This is a genomic window from Paraburkholderia phymatum (assembly GCF_038900715.1).
In the GTDB taxonomy this organism is placed as follows: Bacteria; Pseudomonadota; Gammaproteobacteria; order Burkholderiales; family Burkholderiaceae; genus Paraburkholderia; species Paraburkholderia phymatum_A.
In genome coordinates, this window is record NZ_JAYMRZ010000052.1 from 1 (window position 1) to 14,511 (window position 14,511).

A 14,511-nucleotide genomic window follows, 5' to 3' on the forward strand; every position below is an offset into this window, starting at 1 on the left:
TCGCGACGTTGCCATATTGCTCGACGCACTTCACGAGTTCGGGGACGCAGGTGGCAATGTCCACACCGGGACTCTGCGGCAGCATCGCGGCGGGAATGAAATGCTCGGGAAAAAGCTGGCTCACGCGATAGCACAGCTCATTGCAGATCGCGGCCCAGGTGCTCGACACATCGAAGTCGCCGATGTGATGCGCCATGAAGCTCGCGCGCGGGCTGAACACGGTCAGATCGAGGCCGCGCTCGCGCATCAGGCGCAGCTGATTCGTCTCGATCGATTCGCGCAGTTCGTCGTCGCTGATGTGTAGTTCCGACGGCCTGGGCATCTCGGAGGGATGGCCCAGAGCTGCGATCTGACGGTTGCGCCACGTTTCCAGCGCCTTGGGTGCGGTCGTGTAATGACCGTGTATGTCAATGATCAATTGCGTGCTCCTGCGTGAAATGCGTTGCGGCGCGCATGCGTGGCCGCACTAGAACAGATGGTTGATGCCGACCGTCACGGCGGTCTGACTCGACGCGCCTGCCGGGTTCAGCGTGCTCACCACCGCGTGGCGGTACGACGTGTAGTCGCCTTCGGCGTAGAGCGTGGTGCGTTTGGACAGCAGGTAGGCGAGCGACAACACGGATAGTCCTCGTCGGCCCGATTTGTCGGTGGACACGTTGGTCTGGTAGTACGCGCCGCGAAACACGAGATACGGCGTGACGGTCCATGCAATGCCGCCGAAGCCGTTGTTCGTGACCATATGCGGCGTACCCTGGTTCTGCTGGTCTTCCGACATGAAACCGCCCGACACGCGAACCGGGCCGAGCTGGTAACTCGCGCCGACCATGTAGTAGCTGTCGCCGACGTAGCTCTTTCCGACGAGCAGATTGCGATGTCCGTAGACACCGCCGATACCGATGGGGCCGCTCGAATAGTTCAAACCGACCGCACGCGACGCCCCGCTGCTGAAGTCACCCGCAACCCCGCCGAACGAGTTGTCCACTTCGACCAGAACCGGCCCGAAGTCGTTCTTGTACTTCACGTCGTTGTTGTTGCGCGTGCCGTCCGACGCCACCGTCAACGGAATGATCGGCGTGAAGTGAAAGCCATACGGATCGTAGAAGCCGATGATGTCGTGCGCGATCGTGTACTGACGGCCGAGGTCGAGTGAGCCGTATTGCTTGTGACCGATACCCACGAACGACTGCCGATTGAATTCGATACCTGTCGTATTGTCGAACTGGCCGTTGCCGAGATTGAAGCCGCTCTCGAGCAGGAAGTGTGCATTCCAGCCACCGCCGAGATCTTCCCTCGCGCGGAAGTCGAGCTTGTTCGAACTGTAGTAGCCGTTCGAATTCATCGTCGTCACTGAACCGCCTCCGGCGGCTGCATTGGTCTGATGGCGCACGCCGCCGTCGACGGTGCCGTACAGTTGCACGCTCGATTGCGCGTGCGCGGGCGTCGCGACCAGTACGCCGATCGTCGTCGATACGCCGAGTCCCAGCCCGATGCGGTTCATCCACTTGCCTTTCAAGCCTGTCTCCTGTCTTTGATGTTTTATGGCCGGACGGCTGGCGGTCATCGACCTCGACCGCCGTTCATCGTTTTATGCCCCGTTACTCGATAAACATTCGCATGTCTAACTAATGCATATTGTTGAGTAGGGGAAAATCATTCCGCTGGACGACGACACCCGCGACGGGACGTCGTCCGCGCTTTCAACTGCCTGCGGAACCGCTGTGCGACTCCTTCAGCGCGCCGATCGATGTATCGACCGGTTTGAAGCCTGCTTTCAGCTCGTCGCACAATGCCATGCGATTGAGCGCTTTTTCCCAGTTCGCGACCACGATCGTCGCGACGGTATTGCCGACGATGTTCGTAAACACGAACGCGCTGGAGAGCGCCTTGTGGATGCCGAGAATCAACGCGATCGATTCGACGGGGATCGTGTTCGATGCAGCGAGCGTCGCGGCGAGCACGGCGATCGCGGCGCCGGAGACACCCGCAGCGCCCTTCGATGTCAACAGCAGAACGGCCAGCAGCACCAGCTGATCGTGCCAGGTCATCGGCGTGTTGGTGGCCTGCGCGAGAAACACGGCGGCTGCGGCGAAGTACAGACACGTACCGTCGTGATTGAAGGTGTACGCAGTCGGCAGCACGAGGCCCACGACCGACTTCTCGCAGCCGAGTCGTTCCAGCTTGTCGATCAGTTGCGGAAACACGGTCTCCGATGAACTCGTGCCTATCACGAGCAGCAGTTCCGCGCCGATATAGCGCATCAGCCGCAACAGGCTGAAGCCGTTCGCCTTCGAGATGGGCCAGAGAATCAGCACGATGAAGAGCGCGCAGGTCAGATAGAACTCGAGAATCAGCTTGCCCAGCGAAATCAGCGTGCCGAAGCCGAACTTGCTCACAGTGAAGGCAATCGCGCCGAATGCGGCAAGCGGCGCGATCTTCATCGTCAGCCCGATGATCCAGAAGAGGGCGCCGGATACCGAATCGATCAGATTCATTGCCGGACGCGCGCGCTCGCCGATGGCCGCAAGACCGAACGCGAACAGCACGGAGAAGAACAGTACCTGCAACACATCACCGCCCGCGAATGCGCTGATCGCCGTGTGAGGAATCACGTTCAGCAGAAACTCGCTCGTCGTGACGACGTGATGGGCCTTCGCGACATAGGCGTCGACTGCGGACGAATGCACGCTGTGCATGTCCACATTCATGCCGACGCCGGGCTTCAGGACGTTGATGACGACCAGTCCGATCACGAGTGCCAGCGACGTCACCACTTCGAAGTAGAACAGCGCCTTGATCGCGACGCGGCCGACTTTCTTGAAGTCGTTCACGCCTGCGATGCCGCTGCACACGGTGCAGAAGATGATGGGCCCGATCAGCATCTGGATGACGCGGATAAACGCATCGCCGACGGGCTGCAGATTGATGCCGAGGTTCGGTAGCCAGTAGCCGACGGCGACGCCGAGCGCCATGCCGGCGAGCACCTGGAAAGACAGATCGCGATAGAACGGCTGACGTCCCCGGGGTTTCGATGCGGCCTTGCCGGGCAAGCTCATGATGTCTCCTTCTGGAACAGCGGCGAATTCGGATTCGCTCGGAATGGTAGAAGCGGCGGTTGTGGCTCAGCGTGCGGCGTCGCCGAGCACGTCGAGGCAGTCCGCGAAAATTTCATCGACGCTCAATTTGCGCGGTAACAGTTGCTGGCTGTCGCAGAACGCGAGTGTTTCTTCGAGCGGGCCGCGCAGCGCATCGATGCCGAACAGCAGCGGATCGGGTTTGCCGGATTCCCGTTCATGCGCCACCGACCGCTTGCCCCGGCGCAACAGATCGTAGACGGCGCGCGCGGCCTGCGGATGCTCATCGACCAGCGCTTTCGTCACCACGACGACATGGTTGATCGGTACATACGGGTGAATGCCGTACCACGAGCGGTCGGCGGCTGCCGCATCGCCAATCAGCGGTACGAGCCCGGGTTCGTCAGGCAGATCGTTGCCGAGGATCGCGGCGTCGAGTTCGCCGGTGCGCAGCATCGTCAGCAGTGCTTCACCCGGCTGCGCACGCCGCACGAATGACGGCTCGCGGTACTCCTCCAGATGCGCGCCTTCAAACGTGACCCAATCGATCCTGTCGATGGGGACGCCGTAGGTTTCCGCAAGAATCGCGCGCACCCACATGCCCGTCGTCTGCGAATAGGCGCGTACGCCGATCCGCTTGCCTTCGAGACTGCCGACATCCAACGGGCCGTGCTGCGCATTATAAATAATGCACTTCTGCTGAAAGCGCGCCGCGACGACAGCGGGCAGCAGTACGACCGGCTTGCCGTACGCCTTGGCCTGCAAATACGTGACGATCGCCAGTTCGCTGACGTCGAACACCTGTTTGCGCGCCATCGGCGCAAACGCGCGGTGAATCGGCTCGATGTCTTCGAATACCAGTTCGACGGCGGGATCGGTGAGTTCGCCCGATTTCAGCGCACGCGTATGCGGATAGGTCTTCAGCGCGGTTTTCAGGCGCAGAGGTTGGGTTGCGATGCTCACGTCTTCGTTTCCTCGACATCGTCTGTTGCGCCCGTCAGGCGGCGAGCGCCGGGTAGAGCGTGCGCGCCGTGCCGCCGAAGATCGCCTCGCACGCATCGGCGGGCAGCATCGACAGGCTCTCGCGTGCATCTGCGAGCAGTTGCGGCAGCGAACCTTCGGCTGCGGGGAAATTCGAACCCCAGGCAATGCGCGTTGCGCCGAACGCATCGAGCACGCGCGGGAAGAACGCCGCGGGCGTCGATTCGCCGCGAGACGCTTCAGCGATCGTCCGGTTGGTGAGCTTCAGATACACGCCGCGATGAGCCGCGAGACTGAACAGCGGCGCCGCGGCTTCGTACGGCGGGCCGCCCGCCAGTTCGGGACGCGCGAGGTGATCGAGCAGCACGCGTACATCCGGGAAGCGCGACAGCATGTTCAACAGCGCGGGGATGCCTTGTGCGGTCATCTGCAGGCAGATCGACACGTCGTGCTTCTGCGCGTATTCCCAAACGGGAAACGAGCGCTCATCGTCGAGCCAGCCGGCCTGGCCAGGCATCGTGCTGCCTGTCGTGAAGAGCCGCAGGCCGCTCAAGCCCGCGTCGAGCCAGCGCTGCATCTGCGAGACGGCGTCACGGGCGAGCACGTCGATCGAGAACACGCCCGCGAAGCGGTCGGGATGGTTACGCACCGCCTCCACCACATAACTACTGTCGTTGCCATAAACCGTCGATGCCTGCACGACGACAGCACGGCCGATGCCGGCTTCATCCATTGCAGCAAGCAGACCTTCAAAACTGACGGGACGCTTCGCCGACCATTCGGATTGGTGGCCGCCCACGGGTGCGAGCGGATATCGCTGTTTATCCGGGGAAATTGCATGAGTGTGTGTGTCGATGACGACAGACATGAACTGACTCCTGACTGGAAACCTCTTGATCGAATGGACGTAACTGTAAGCGTGGACGAACCGAAACCTTCAATATGAACTGCACCCTTTGGCATAAATTTTGGTTAAGCTAGGGGTTTTCACAGAGGCTTTTGACGACGTATGACGGGCAATGAAGGCACGGCGGGAGACGACGATCTGGCGCGTTTGCGGCGGCTGTTTCTGTTCGATGCCGTCTGCGAAGCGGGCGGCATCGGCCTTGCGGCTGCGCGCGCGGGCCGCACGCAGCCGGCTGTCAGCCTCGCCATCAGCAAGCTCGAAGCGAGCTTCGGCGGCGCGCTGTTCGAGCGCGGCTATGGCGGCAGCGAAGTGACGGCCGAAGGTGCGATCCTGCATCGGCGCGTGCGGCGCATGCTGGAGCAGATCGAGCGTGCGGTCGGCAGTTTGCCCGGCGGCGAGGATGCGCCCGCGACGAACATCGGTAACATCTGCCGCCATCTGACGGACTCGCAAGTGCGCTGCCATATCGCGATTGCGCAGTGCGGTTCAGCGGCGGAGGCAGCGCAGCAGCTCGGCATTTCGCAGCCCGCCGTGCATCGCGCCGCACGCCAGATCGAGCAGACAGTCGGCGCGACGCTATATCGGCGGCGCGTGCATAGCGTGTCGGCGAATGCGGCGGGCGTCGAATTCGCGCGCTGCCTGAGCCTCGCGATGTACGAGATCGCGCAAGCTCGCGGAGATCTCGCACATGCGCGCGGGCAGATGACGGGGCGAATTTCGCTCGGCGTGCTGCCGATGCTCGCGCCGCGTCTCGTTGCGCGCGCGATCGAGCGATTGCGCCGGCAATTTCCGAATGCGAAGGTGACGGTGGACGAAGGCTCGCATTCCCGACTGCTCAGGGAACTGCGCTTCGGCAACATCGATGTGATCGTCGGCGCGCTGCGCGAGCCGCGCCTCACGGGTTCGGAGCAGGAAACCGAGTTATTCGCCGACCCCTACGTGGTAGCCGTCAGAAAGGGGCATCGGCTGGCTGGCAAAAAGACGATTGCCGCGCACGACCTCGCGGAGTTCGACTGGGTCGTGCCGCAGCGCAACGTGCCGCGGCGCGCGGTCATCGACTCGATTCTCGCGCGCCTGCCAGGCAAGCCGCCGCTGGTGGTCGAAACAAGTTCGCTTGCGATGATGATGGCGATGCTGGTGGAAAGCGACTGCATCACACTGTTGTCGCGATCGCAGATTCGCGAGGCTTATCCGGGGAGTGAAATGGTTGCGCTGGAACTGGAAACGCCGGAAGCGACGCGGACGGTCGGCTACACGGTCAGAACGGAGTGGCTTGGCACGCCAATGCAGCAGGCGTTTCTGGAACAGCTGGCGCATGAAGCCGAGGTATGGGCCGGGAACCCGATCAGCACGGAGCGACCCAATCGTGTTCGTCACTCCGTGCGTGGTGCCAGATCGGACAAGCGCGGCCAATCGTCCGTTTGCGACTGATGGCCGCTTCCAGAGTGGGACCCGTCCGTGCCTTGATCGTTGAACAGTGCGAACTGAACAGCGCTTACGCCTCGGGGGCGACCGACGCCCCTGCAATCCCATGCCTTACCAATGCATCGGCAACGAACCCTGAAGCCTTCATCTCTTCGACGAATGCATGAAGCGTCGCTGCGGCCGGCTGGCCACGGCTTTTCGGCGTGCCCATCGCCTGCTGGATCACCATAAACCGTTCATCGAGCAGCCGCAGGCCGGCCGTCTTCTTTGCATCCGCTTCGAGCTGCTGCTTCACGCCTGCTGCGACTTCGAGATTCTGTTCGAGGAACGTCTGCACGACAGCCGGCGAAGTGGGCGCGCGAACAATCTGCGCAGCCTTCAGTTCGCGTGTCAGGAACAGGTCATAAGCACTTCCTTTGCCGACGGCGACACGGTTATGCGGCTGATCCACATCTGCATTCGTTCTCACGGGCGAGTCATCGCGTACGAGATAGAAACCTTCGATCAACACATACGGTGCCGTGAACGCGATCGTTTCCCCGCGCAACGGATCGACGGCGAAGAAGCCGAAATCCGCACGCTCTTCGCTTACGGCTTGAACCGATTTGCCCGCCGCATCGAAGACAACCAGCTCCAGTTCGACGCCAAGCTTCCTGGCAAACGCACGTGCGAGATCAACGGACACGCCGAACGGTTCGCCCGTTTTGGGGTTGCTGTTCGCAAGAATCGGATTGCCGAGATTGATCGACGCGCGTAGCTTGCCGCTCGGCGTGAACGCGGTGATAACGGATTGATCGATAGTCATGGATGCTCTCGTTGCGACCTCGTATTCAGGCTGCGGCCTTGGGGTTCAAGAATCTCGCTGATGCGCGAGAGGGCGTCGAGCGTATTCAGCAAATGCTCGCGCATCGCCTCCGACGCTTCTTCATTGCGCTGGTGTTCGGGTAGTTCGAGCAGATGCAGGTGCCGCTTCGCACGTTCAACGTAGCGCTCGCGATGCTGCGTCGAACGGTATGACAGCAGACGGCGTACGCGGTTGACTCGTTTGATCGTGTCGATAAAGAAACTATCCCCGATGCGGCGGAGAAAATGTGCGCTACTTCGAGGCGGCTTGCAGGAGTATATGCAGCATCATTATTGGCCGTACACCTTCCGGTCTGATTGATCATATTTCGGCTTATTTTCTCCCGCGTTTTGCTCTGGTGACCAAGGATGGTAAGTCAACCAAAAATGAGCTAACGGAATCGGCTCTACCGCGTGGCGCTCACTGCGCCTCGCCACCGGCCATCGTCTGAATGATGATCGCAAGCTGTGCACTCATCGGCAGGTTGAGGCTGGTGCCCGACGGCAGGCGGCGCAAGAACCACCGCTGGTATTGACGATCGATCTCTCCGTCCGCCGCGAGTTCCTGGAAGGTATCCTTCACCACTTGCGCGAGCTGCGGGTCGTCCTTGCGGAACATGATCCCATACGGGTCATAAGACAGATAGTCGCCGACAACGCGATACTCGCCCCGCTCGCGGGCATGCTCCGCGATCAAGCCATACAGCAGCACGTCGTCGGTGGCGAACGCGTCGGCCTGTCCGTCGGCCACCTGCGCGAACCCCTGCGCATGGTCGGGCACCACCTGCAACTGAATCCCGAGCTTGAACTTCCGGTCCAGATCGCGCAGCGCCTTCTCGTTCGTGGTGCCCGCCGTTACCGCGACCTTCCTGCCCGCGAGATCGCGGAACGAGCTGATCGGCGAACCTTTCTTTACCATCACCTTGGTGCCGGCCACGAAAATGATCGGCGAGAAGGCCACACGTTTCTGGCGTTCCATGTTGCTGGTCGTAGAACCGCACTCCAGATCGACCCGGCCGCTGACTACCGCGTCAATGCGGTTTTCGGGTGTGACGGGCACCCACTGGATGGTCAGAGTCCGGTTGACCGCGTCTCCGATCGCTGACACCAGCCCCTTGCACAGCTCGATCGAATAGCCGATTGGCTCCTTGCGCCCGCTCAGCCAGGAAAATGGCACCGAAGACTCGCGGTAGCCGAGCGCGATGGTGCCCGTCTCCCGCACCTTGGACAGCGTGCCCGTCAGTGCCGCCGGCGCGAAGCTGTCGGGAACCGGGCGTGACAACTGCGTGTCCTCCTGCGCCCCCACTGTGGCGCCAGCCATCAGCAGCCCCACGATGGCCAGTATCGACCAGAATCGCTGCGTCTTCATGGCTCGGTCCCTGTCAGCTTTCCGCCGGATGGGCGATCGTCGCGTCCAGCTCGGCGTCGATGCGCGCCGCGTTGGCCTCGGCCTCGGCTTCTGACATCAGTTCCCCTTCCCACTTGGCGACCACCGCGCTTGCGATCGAGTTGCCTACTGCATTCGTGGCCGATCGGCCCATGTCGAGGAACGTATCCACACCCAGGATCAGCAGCAATCCCGCTTCGGGGATGCCGAACTGGTTGAGCGTGGCGGCAATCACCACCAGCGATGCGCGTGGCACGCCCGCCATCCCTTTGGACGTCAGCATCAGGATCAGCAGCATCGTCAGCTGTGTGCCGAGTGAGAGATGCATGTTGTACGCCTGGGCGATGAACAGCGTCGCGAAGGTGCAGTACATCATTGAGCCGTCGAGGTTGAACGAGTATCCCATCGGCATCACGAAGCTGGAGATTTTGCGCTTCACGCCGAAACGGTCGAGTGCGTCGAGGATCTTCGGATACGCGGCCTCGGAACTCGCAGTCGCAAACGAAAGCATGAATGCTTCCTTGATCAGCGCCAGCAGCTTGAACACGCGCGGCCCGAGGAAAAGGAAGCCGGCCGCCGTCAGCACCGCCCACAACAGAAAAAGGCTGAGGTAGAAGTCCCCCATGAAGACCGCGAACTTCAACAGGATCGTCAGTCCATTGACAGCCACGGTTGAGGCCATCGCGGCGAGCACCGCTAGCGGGGCGAGCTTCATCACGTAGCCGGTGATCTTGAGCATGACGTGCGAGAGCTGGTCGATCGCGGCCACGAGGACCTTGCCTTTCTCACCGAGCGCGGCAAGCGCGACGCCGAAGAACATCGAGAACACGACGATCTGCAGAATCTCGTTGTTGGTCATCGCCTCCGCGAAGGACCTGGGGACCATGTGACCGACGAAGTCCTTGAGCGTGAACTTGGCAGTCGCCAGGTTCGCCGAAGCGCCGATGTCGGGCAGTGGCAGCCCGAGATTCGCGCCGGGCCTGAGCAGATTGGACATCAGCAGGCCGAGAAGCAGCGAGATCAGCGACGCGGTAATGAACCAGCCTAGCGCTTTCGCGAACACACGTCCAACCGAGGCCGCGTCGCCCATGTGCGCAATGCCGACAACGAGCGTAGAAAAGACGAGCGGGCCAATCACCATCTTGATCAGACGCAGGAACACGTCCGACACCAGCGAGATGTAGCCCGCGATCTCCGTCGCGGACTTCCTGTCCGGAAAGCTCGTGTAGATCATGTAGCCGATCGCGATGCCTACCAGCATCGCGATCAGAATCCAGATGGCCGCGGCATTCTTTCTGTTCATCTCGAAGCCTCCATTCACTGCATATTGTTGCGGATGGAAAGGTCGAAACAGGATGCGACAGGCGTTGCCTGGGATGCTATCGGCTGCGTATAAGGCAGCGGCTGATTCGGAAGATCACTTGCCGTTCGCCGCCCCGAGGGCCGGCAAGGACCGTGTCGACGGTTCGTCAGGCCCGCGAACCCCCGCCCGCCTCGACAGCTTACGGCGGATCGTCTAATAGAGTGTAGCGTAGCCGCGTAGCCAGGCAACCTGCGCGAGCGGCTCGCTCGACGGTGCGTCGTGAAGTCGACAATGTTTGCCTCGTGGAAGGGTCGTTGAGAGGGCGCGAGGCACCTTCGTCGACCCGATCGAGGGAGGAGACGCAGCGGGACTCGATTGGTTTCTGGGAAATCAGCCAGTTTACTTCCGCTCCGGTCGGACCTCTGAGGTCAAAACCGGCTTCGTTCACCGGGGCTGTTACCCAGATAACTTCCGAGGTTTGTAGTTTCAACCCGCCCCATAAATCGTCCGTCGTCGCAGACAGCCGTCAACGGGCGTCGCGGCTCGCCACCGAGCGCGTCCGCCCCGGCATGGGTCATGAACGTCCGCACCGAGCGTCTTAAGGTCGGCCATAGCTGACGCTGGCGTGACCGCCAGCAGGCGACGGTTCCGGTCAGCATTGCCGACGTCGGGCACGCAACGGGTTCGAATCGCCGTTTGCCCACGTTGCGAGGTCAGCACACTCAACCCTGAGCGACCTATCGACATACCGAAGCATTGATGGCGATTCGCAAAGGGAAAGCGAACGCTTTTTCGAACAACGGTACGAGCTTGATCACCCAGCGGTGCTCGCTCGAGTGAGCGACCTCGATACCCCGTTCGGCGATCAAGACATCAATGAATCCGCCCTCACGCTTGCGAAGAACCAGACCTTCAGTCCCTACAAAGGATCTGCGGCAATGACAAGATCGGTGACGCACGCCTGGCGGCTTGGTTCTATCCTGAAGTTGGTCGAATCTCGAACATAGTGTCGTTCGAGCCAGACATCGTCCCGGTCGTTTTGGTTTGATGCAGATAAAGCCGACTACACTTCAATTCGACCATGATTGAAAAATGGGCCGGCGAATAATGGACGTGGAACACAGTGGCTGAAATCGCCGGTCCTTTACTGGAGACGATCATGAAAAAGGAGAGAAAGACAGCTCGGCAAATTTTGTCTGAGAACCCTCGGGAGGTGATTTCGGTCGGCCCCGATGACGCGGTGTTGACGGCGCTGCGCCAGATGGCCGACAAGGACGTCTCCACCGTGCTGGTGTTGCACGGCAGTACTCTTGTCGGCATTTTGTCCCAGCGCGACTACGCACGCCAGGTGGAACTGGCCGGCCGCAGTGCCGCCGAGACGAAGGTTGGCGAAATCACGACTACCCAGGTGTTCTACGTCACGCCCGAGCACACCTGTGAACAGTGCCTGGCGTTGATGCATACCAAGCGCATCCGACATCTGCCGGTCATCGATGCCGGACGAATCGTCGGCGTGCTATCCAACCGTGACGTCCTTGAGGAACTGATTCAGGAAGACGAGCATTTCATCAGCATTCTCGAGCATGACATGCTCTACCTGACCATCGATACCGGCGGGGCCTACTAGACCGTGTTAGGAATTTTTTGTAGAACCTGGTACCCTGGAGGGATGACAAGAGAAAAACGCAAACCCTACCCGACAGACGTGTCCGACGAAGAGTGGAGCTTCGCGGCGCCGTATCTGACGTTGATGGATGAAGCAGCACCGCAGCGCAAGCACGAACTGCGAGAAATGTTTAACGCGTTGCGCTGGATCGTGCGTGCTGGTGCGCCATGGAGAATGATGCCCAACAACTTTCCTGCGTGGGAGCTGGTGTACCAGCAGACCCAGCGCTGGCTGCAGGCGGGCTGCTTTGAGAACATGGTCTGCGACTTGCGCTCGATCATCCGTGTGGCGCAAGGACGGCAGGGCCAGCCCAGCGCCGTGATTCTGGATGGCCGGACAATGCAGTCCACCTGCGAGAGCGGTCCGCGCGCGGGCTATGACGGCTACAAGCGCAAGCGTGGCAGCAAGGTCCATATTGCAGTCGACACGCTGGGACATTTGCTCGCAGTGCACGTAACGCCCGCTAACGAGCAGGAGCGTGCGCAGGTGGCAGAGCTCGCGCGACAGGTGCAGGAAATCACGGGAGAAACGGTCAAGGTGGCCTTCGCGGATCAGGGATACACAGGTGAAGACGCTGCGCAGGCCGCCAGCAATGAAGGCATTGATCTGCAGGTCATCAAACTGCAGGAAGCAAAGAAAGGTTTCGTGTTGCTGCCCCGGCGATGGGCGGTCGAGCGCAGCTTTGGCTGGCTCAACCGCTTTCGCCGCCTCGCGCGAGACTATGAGCGATTACCTGAAACCCTTGCCGGGCTTCATTTCGTGGTCTTCGCCATGCTTATGCTCGTGCATGCAGTACCAGTACTTCAAAGTTCATAACACGGTCTAAGCATTCGCGCGCGACGACGCATGAGCGCGTACTCAAGCTTGGGTGATCCCACGCCGCCCCGCCGTCCGGAAACGCCAGACCACTCTGGACAAGGCCAAAACACGGGGACGCTAGTAGTTTCGGGCGCCGACATCGGGCCCTTCAGTCATAAGCGACATGTGAGTGCGATCGCGAACAGCCGCAGATGGCCGCACTGCGTCTCACGACCGAGCGCCACGATCGTCTCGGGGGCGCGTCTCATGAAGCGAAGAAACTCGCAGACTTCATGGCAATCCGGCAGTCGAATGAAATCACCGCGTAATGTTGGGCGATCGTCGCCTTCGCGCACTGCGCGAGTCCAGCACCGAACTTGTCGCACCAGCAACGGATCGTTTCGTACGTGACCACAACGCCACGCCCGAACAAACAACTCCTCGATGTCGCGCAGGCTCAGGCTGGACCGGAAGACAGCGAACCGCGCGGCTGACGACGGCAGCAGGAAAGCGGTGGCAGTGACAAAGCGCGATTTCGTATTCTTCATCGCTTCATTCTGCGGTCGCCTCCACGCCAACCTGACAAAGCCGTGCGCGATGCGCAGGCGAGCGCACGGCACGCCTGCGCATCGCCCCTGGGCGACGCCGAGTTCAACGATGTCGGCGTTACTGGATGTCCGTCACGGAGCGGGGATTCGCACGGCTGGCAACGCGCGCGATGATGAACGACAGCGGCAGGTCGTGTGAAGCGGTGGATGACGTGCCGGATTCTTCTGATTCTTCTCCGCGACTCTTTCCGGCGGAGGCGGACGGCCGGACGACCAGCACGGGAATATTGCTGTGAGTGAGGACCTTTTGCGTTTCACTGCCTAACAGCAAAGCGCGCACACCGCCACGACCGTGGGATGCCATCACGATGAGATCACACTTGCGCTGCGCGGCAACGCTGATGATGGCCTCGTAGGGGTGAGTCCGCGTGGTCGCTACCCCTTCGCATTCGACTCCGGCCTCGGTGGCGACTTTCGTCGCTGTGCCAAGATAGTCGTCTGCGTGTTGCCGGGCGACCTTAAGGAAGTGCGCCTCGGTATCCGTGAGCATTTCCGGGCCGTACGCGAAAGCGTGAAATTCCGGGATGACGTGGACAGCGGTGATCTTGGCCCCACTCTCCCTGGCGAGCGATACGCCCATCCGGATGGCCTCTTCCGAAAGTGTCGATCCGTCGGTCGGCACAAGCAGATGCTTGAACATGGCTTTCTCCCCGCGGCCAGGCTCACACGCCATGACGTTCCATTCAAAGCCTGCCGCCTGAACCGGGAACGTCTGCTTTCAGTATAGTCAGCCCGATGCAAGCTTGGCGGGCTGTTTGCTTCGTGTGCGGCAAACTGGCGCGGCGCCAGTCGCTGAACTTCCCGTATCGTGATCTGCTGTCCAGTTTCCAGTTACGCGCAAGATGCAGGATCGCTTGCGGACCATTTCACCGACCACTTTCATCGACAGTACCCATGCGCCAGAATGCGTGTTGGGTCAGGCAAGCATGCGTTCCGAGTGTCTTTGCAACAACAACCGATCATGACGCCCGTCAAGTTTGTTCTCAGCTACACAGCTGTGCCCTTGATGGCGATTGTCGCTGTCGCGACCTGGGCGTCGCTTCATGTCTCCGCCGAAATCGATGCGCGACAGTACGCGTCGCTGTCGGCATCCTATGCGAGTTTTCCTCCGGATCTCAGGCACGGTATTGCAGAAGCGATGAACTCGGGGAAGGTCAGCAAATCCGATTATTCTTCGCTGGTGCGCCGGTCGCTCGACGATGGCGTTGTCCTCGACTGGCCAGCGGGGGAGAGGGCTGATGTGGCACGCGAGCGGGCGAAACTCGCTGCGCTCGTCAAGGCCGAGGGGAGCCAAGCTCCGTCACTGAGGTAATAACCGGCACGGGATCTTCACGCGGGAATTCATGTCGCCGCCCGACTTCAGGTTTTGCCACGGTTTGCTGCCGTTAGCTAGTATCCTGAGTTAGAAGTTCGTTGAATTAATTTCCGGTTGTTTCCGGAATGACGAAATGCTCATTAAAGAGCCGCTCGGATTCGCGCAATCCCTCTTCGGTAAAGATCACGGACTTCGTCTTGTTGACAG

At 60.8% G+C, this 14,511-nt stretch carries 14 protein-coding genes and 3 pseudogenes; 4 read left to right on the forward strand and 13 right to left on the reverse strand.

Going from position 1 to position 14,511, the window contains the following annotated elements:
* The 5 genes from VSR68_RS41935 to VSR68_RS41955 all read right to left on the reverse strand — a co-directional run.
* Positions 1–418: amidohydrolase family protein (locus VSR68_RS41935; protein WP_342945300.1), on the reverse strand; the 418-nt coding region annotated here is incomplete at its 3' end.
* Between the two features lie 48 nt (positions 419–466).
* Positions 467–1,513 (reverse strand): porin, encoded by a 1,047-nt coding sequence (locus tag VSR68_RS41940; RefSeq protein ID WP_342945301.1) that lies wholly within the window; start codon positions 1,511–1,513, stop codon positions 467–469.
* A gap of 184 nt (positions 1,514–1,697) precedes the next feature.
* Positions 1,698–3,053, reverse strand: a complete 1,356-nt coding sequence (dctA, locus tag VSR68_RS41945) for a C4-dicarboxylate transporter DctA (protein ID WP_342945302.1) — start codon at positions 3,051–3,053, stop codon at positions 1,698–1,700.
* A gap of 66 nt (positions 3,054–3,119) precedes the next feature.
* Complete coding sequence (locus tag VSR68_RS41950) at positions 3,120–4,034, reverse strand: hypothetical protein (RefSeq protein ID WP_342945303.1); 915 nt, start codon at positions 4,032–4,034, stop codon at positions 3,120–3,122.
* 34 nt (positions 4,035–4,068) lie between these two features.
* Positions 4,069–4,920 (reverse strand): amidohydrolase family protein, encoded by an 852-nt coding sequence (locus tag VSR68_RS41955; RefSeq protein ID WP_342945304.1) that lies wholly within the window; start codon positions 4,918–4,920, stop codon positions 4,069–4,071.
* Between the two features lie 141 nt (positions 4,921–5,061).
* On the opposite strand from VSR68_RS41955, the gene VSR68_RS41960 reads away from it, so the two are divergent.
* The gene (locus tag VSR68_RS41960; protein ID WP_342945305.1) at positions 5,062–6,390 is read left to right on the forward strand and encodes a LysR substrate-binding domain-containing protein; all 1,329 of its coding nucleotides are present in this window, start codon (positions 5,062–5,064) and stop codon (positions 6,388–6,390) included.
* Positions 6,391–6,454: 64 nt separating this feature from the next.
* Here the strand turns inward: VSR68_RS41960 and VSR68_RS41965 are convergent, their stop codons facing one another.
* The 5 genes and pseudogenes from VSR68_RS41965 to VSR68_RS41985 form a co-directional block, all read right to left on the reverse strand.
* The gene (locus tag VSR68_RS41965) at positions 6,455–7,189 is read right to left on the reverse strand and encodes an ABC transporter substrate-binding protein (protein ID WP_342945306.1); all 735 of its coding nucleotides are present in this window, start codon (positions 7,187–7,189) and stop codon (positions 6,455–6,457) included.
* Positions 7,186–7,458: pseudogene (locus VSR68_RS41970) on the reverse strand (hypothetical protein); the annotation flags it as partial. The pseudogene VSR68_RS41970 and the gene VSR68_RS41965, both read right to left, overlap by 4 nt.
* A gap of 190 nt (positions 7,459–7,648) precedes the next feature.
* Entirely contained in the window at positions 7,649–8,596 is a 948-nt protein-coding gene (locus tag VSR68_RS41975) for an amino acid ABC transporter substrate-binding protein (RefSeq protein ID WP_342945307.1), read from the reverse strand.
* A gap of 13 nt (positions 8,597–8,609) precedes the next feature.
* The gene (locus tag VSR68_RS41980) at positions 8,610–9,917 is read right to left on the reverse strand and encodes a dicarboxylate/amino acid:cation symporter (protein ID WP_342945308.1); all 1,308 of its coding nucleotides are present in this window, start codon (positions 9,915–9,917) and stop codon (positions 8,610–8,612) included.
* Positions 9,918–10,699: 782 nt separating this feature from the next.
* A pseudogene (locus VSR68_RS41985) lies at positions 10,700–10,783 on the reverse strand (IS6 family transposase); the annotation flags it as partial.
* 293 nt (positions 10,784–11,076) lie between these two features.
* On the opposite strand from VSR68_RS41985, the gene VSR68_RS41990 reads away from it, so the two are divergent.
* Both VSR68_RS41990 and VSR68_RS41995 read left to right on the forward strand, forming a co-directional pair.
* Positions 11,077–11,544, forward strand: a complete 468-nt coding sequence (locus tag VSR68_RS41990) for a CBS domain-containing protein (RefSeq protein ID WP_342945309.1) — start codon at positions 11,077–11,079, stop codon at positions 11,542–11,544.
* A gap of 42 nt (positions 11,545–11,586) precedes the next feature.
* Positions 11,587–12,399, forward strand: a complete 813-nt coding sequence (locus tag VSR68_RS41995; RefSeq protein ID WP_342945310.1) for an IS5 family transposase — start codon at positions 11,587–11,589, stop codon at positions 12,397–12,399.
* A gap of 325 nt (positions 12,400–12,724) precedes the next feature.
* Here VSR68_RS41995 and VSR68_RS42000 read toward each other — a convergent pair.
* Positions 12,725–12,915: pseudogene (locus VSR68_RS42000) on the reverse strand (IS6 family transposase); the annotation flags it as partial.
* Positions 12,916–13,047: 132 nt separating this feature from the next.
* Positions 13,048–13,629: a universal stress protein gene (locus VSR68_RS42005; RefSeq protein ID WP_342945311.1), complete on the reverse strand. Its 582-nt coding sequence runs from the start codon at positions 13,627–13,629 to the stop codon at positions 13,048–13,050.
* A 321-nt stretch (positions 13,630–13,950) separates the two neighbouring features.
* Here VSR68_RS42005 and VSR68_RS42010 point away from each other — a divergent pair, with 321 nt between their 5' ends.
* On the forward strand, positions 13,951–14,301 hold the full coding sequence (locus VSR68_RS42010) for a hypothetical protein (protein WP_342945312.1): 351 nt from the start codon (positions 13,951–13,953) through the stop codon (positions 14,299–14,301).
* Positions 14,302–14,407: 106 nt separating this feature from the next.
* Here the strand turns inward: VSR68_RS42010 and VSR68_RS42015 are convergent.
* On the reverse strand, positions 14,408–14,511 hold a 104-nt coding region (locus VSR68_RS42015; protein ID WP_342945282.1), incomplete at its 5' end, for a DUF6429 family protein.

Coding starts and splice junctions, on each gene's coding strand:
- dctA (WP_342945302.1), bottom strand. CDS start 3,053: ATGAGCTTGCCCGGCAAGGCCGCATCGAAACCCCGGGGACGTCAGCCG.
- VSR68_RS41955 (WP_342945304.1), bottom strand. CDS start 4,920: ATGTCTGTCGTCATCGACACACACACTCATGCAATTTCCCCGGATAAA.
- VSR68_RS41960 (WP_342945305.1), top strand. CDS start 5,062: ATGACGGGCAATGAAGGCACGGCGGGAGACGACGATCTGGCGCGTTTG.
- VSR68_RS41965 (WP_342945306.1), bottom strand. CDS start 7,189: ATGACTATCGATCAATCCGTTATCACCGCGTTCACGCCGAGCGGCAAG.
- VSR68_RS41975 (WP_342945307.1), bottom strand. CDS start 8,596: ATGAAGACGCAGCGATTCTGGTCGATACTGGCCATCGTGGGGCTGCTG.
- VSR68_RS41980 (WP_342945308.1), bottom strand. CDS start 9,917: ATGAACAGAAAGAATGCCGCGGCCATCTGGATTCTGATCGCGATGCTG.
- VSR68_RS41990 (WP_342945309.1), top strand. CDS start 11,077: ATGAAAAAGGAGAGAAAGACAGCTCGGCAAATTTTGTCTGAGAACCCT.
- VSR68_RS41995 (WP_342945310.1), top strand. CDS start 11,587: ATGACAAGAGAAAAACGCAAACCCTACCCGACAGACGTGTCCGACGAA.
- VSR68_RS42005 (WP_342945311.1), bottom strand. CDS start 13,629: ATGTTCAAGCATCTGCTTGTGCCGACCGACGGATCGACACTTTCGGAA.
- VSR68_RS42010 (WP_342945312.1), top strand. CDS start 13,951: ATGACGCCCGTCAAGTTTGTTCTCAGCTACACAGCTGTGCCCTTGATG.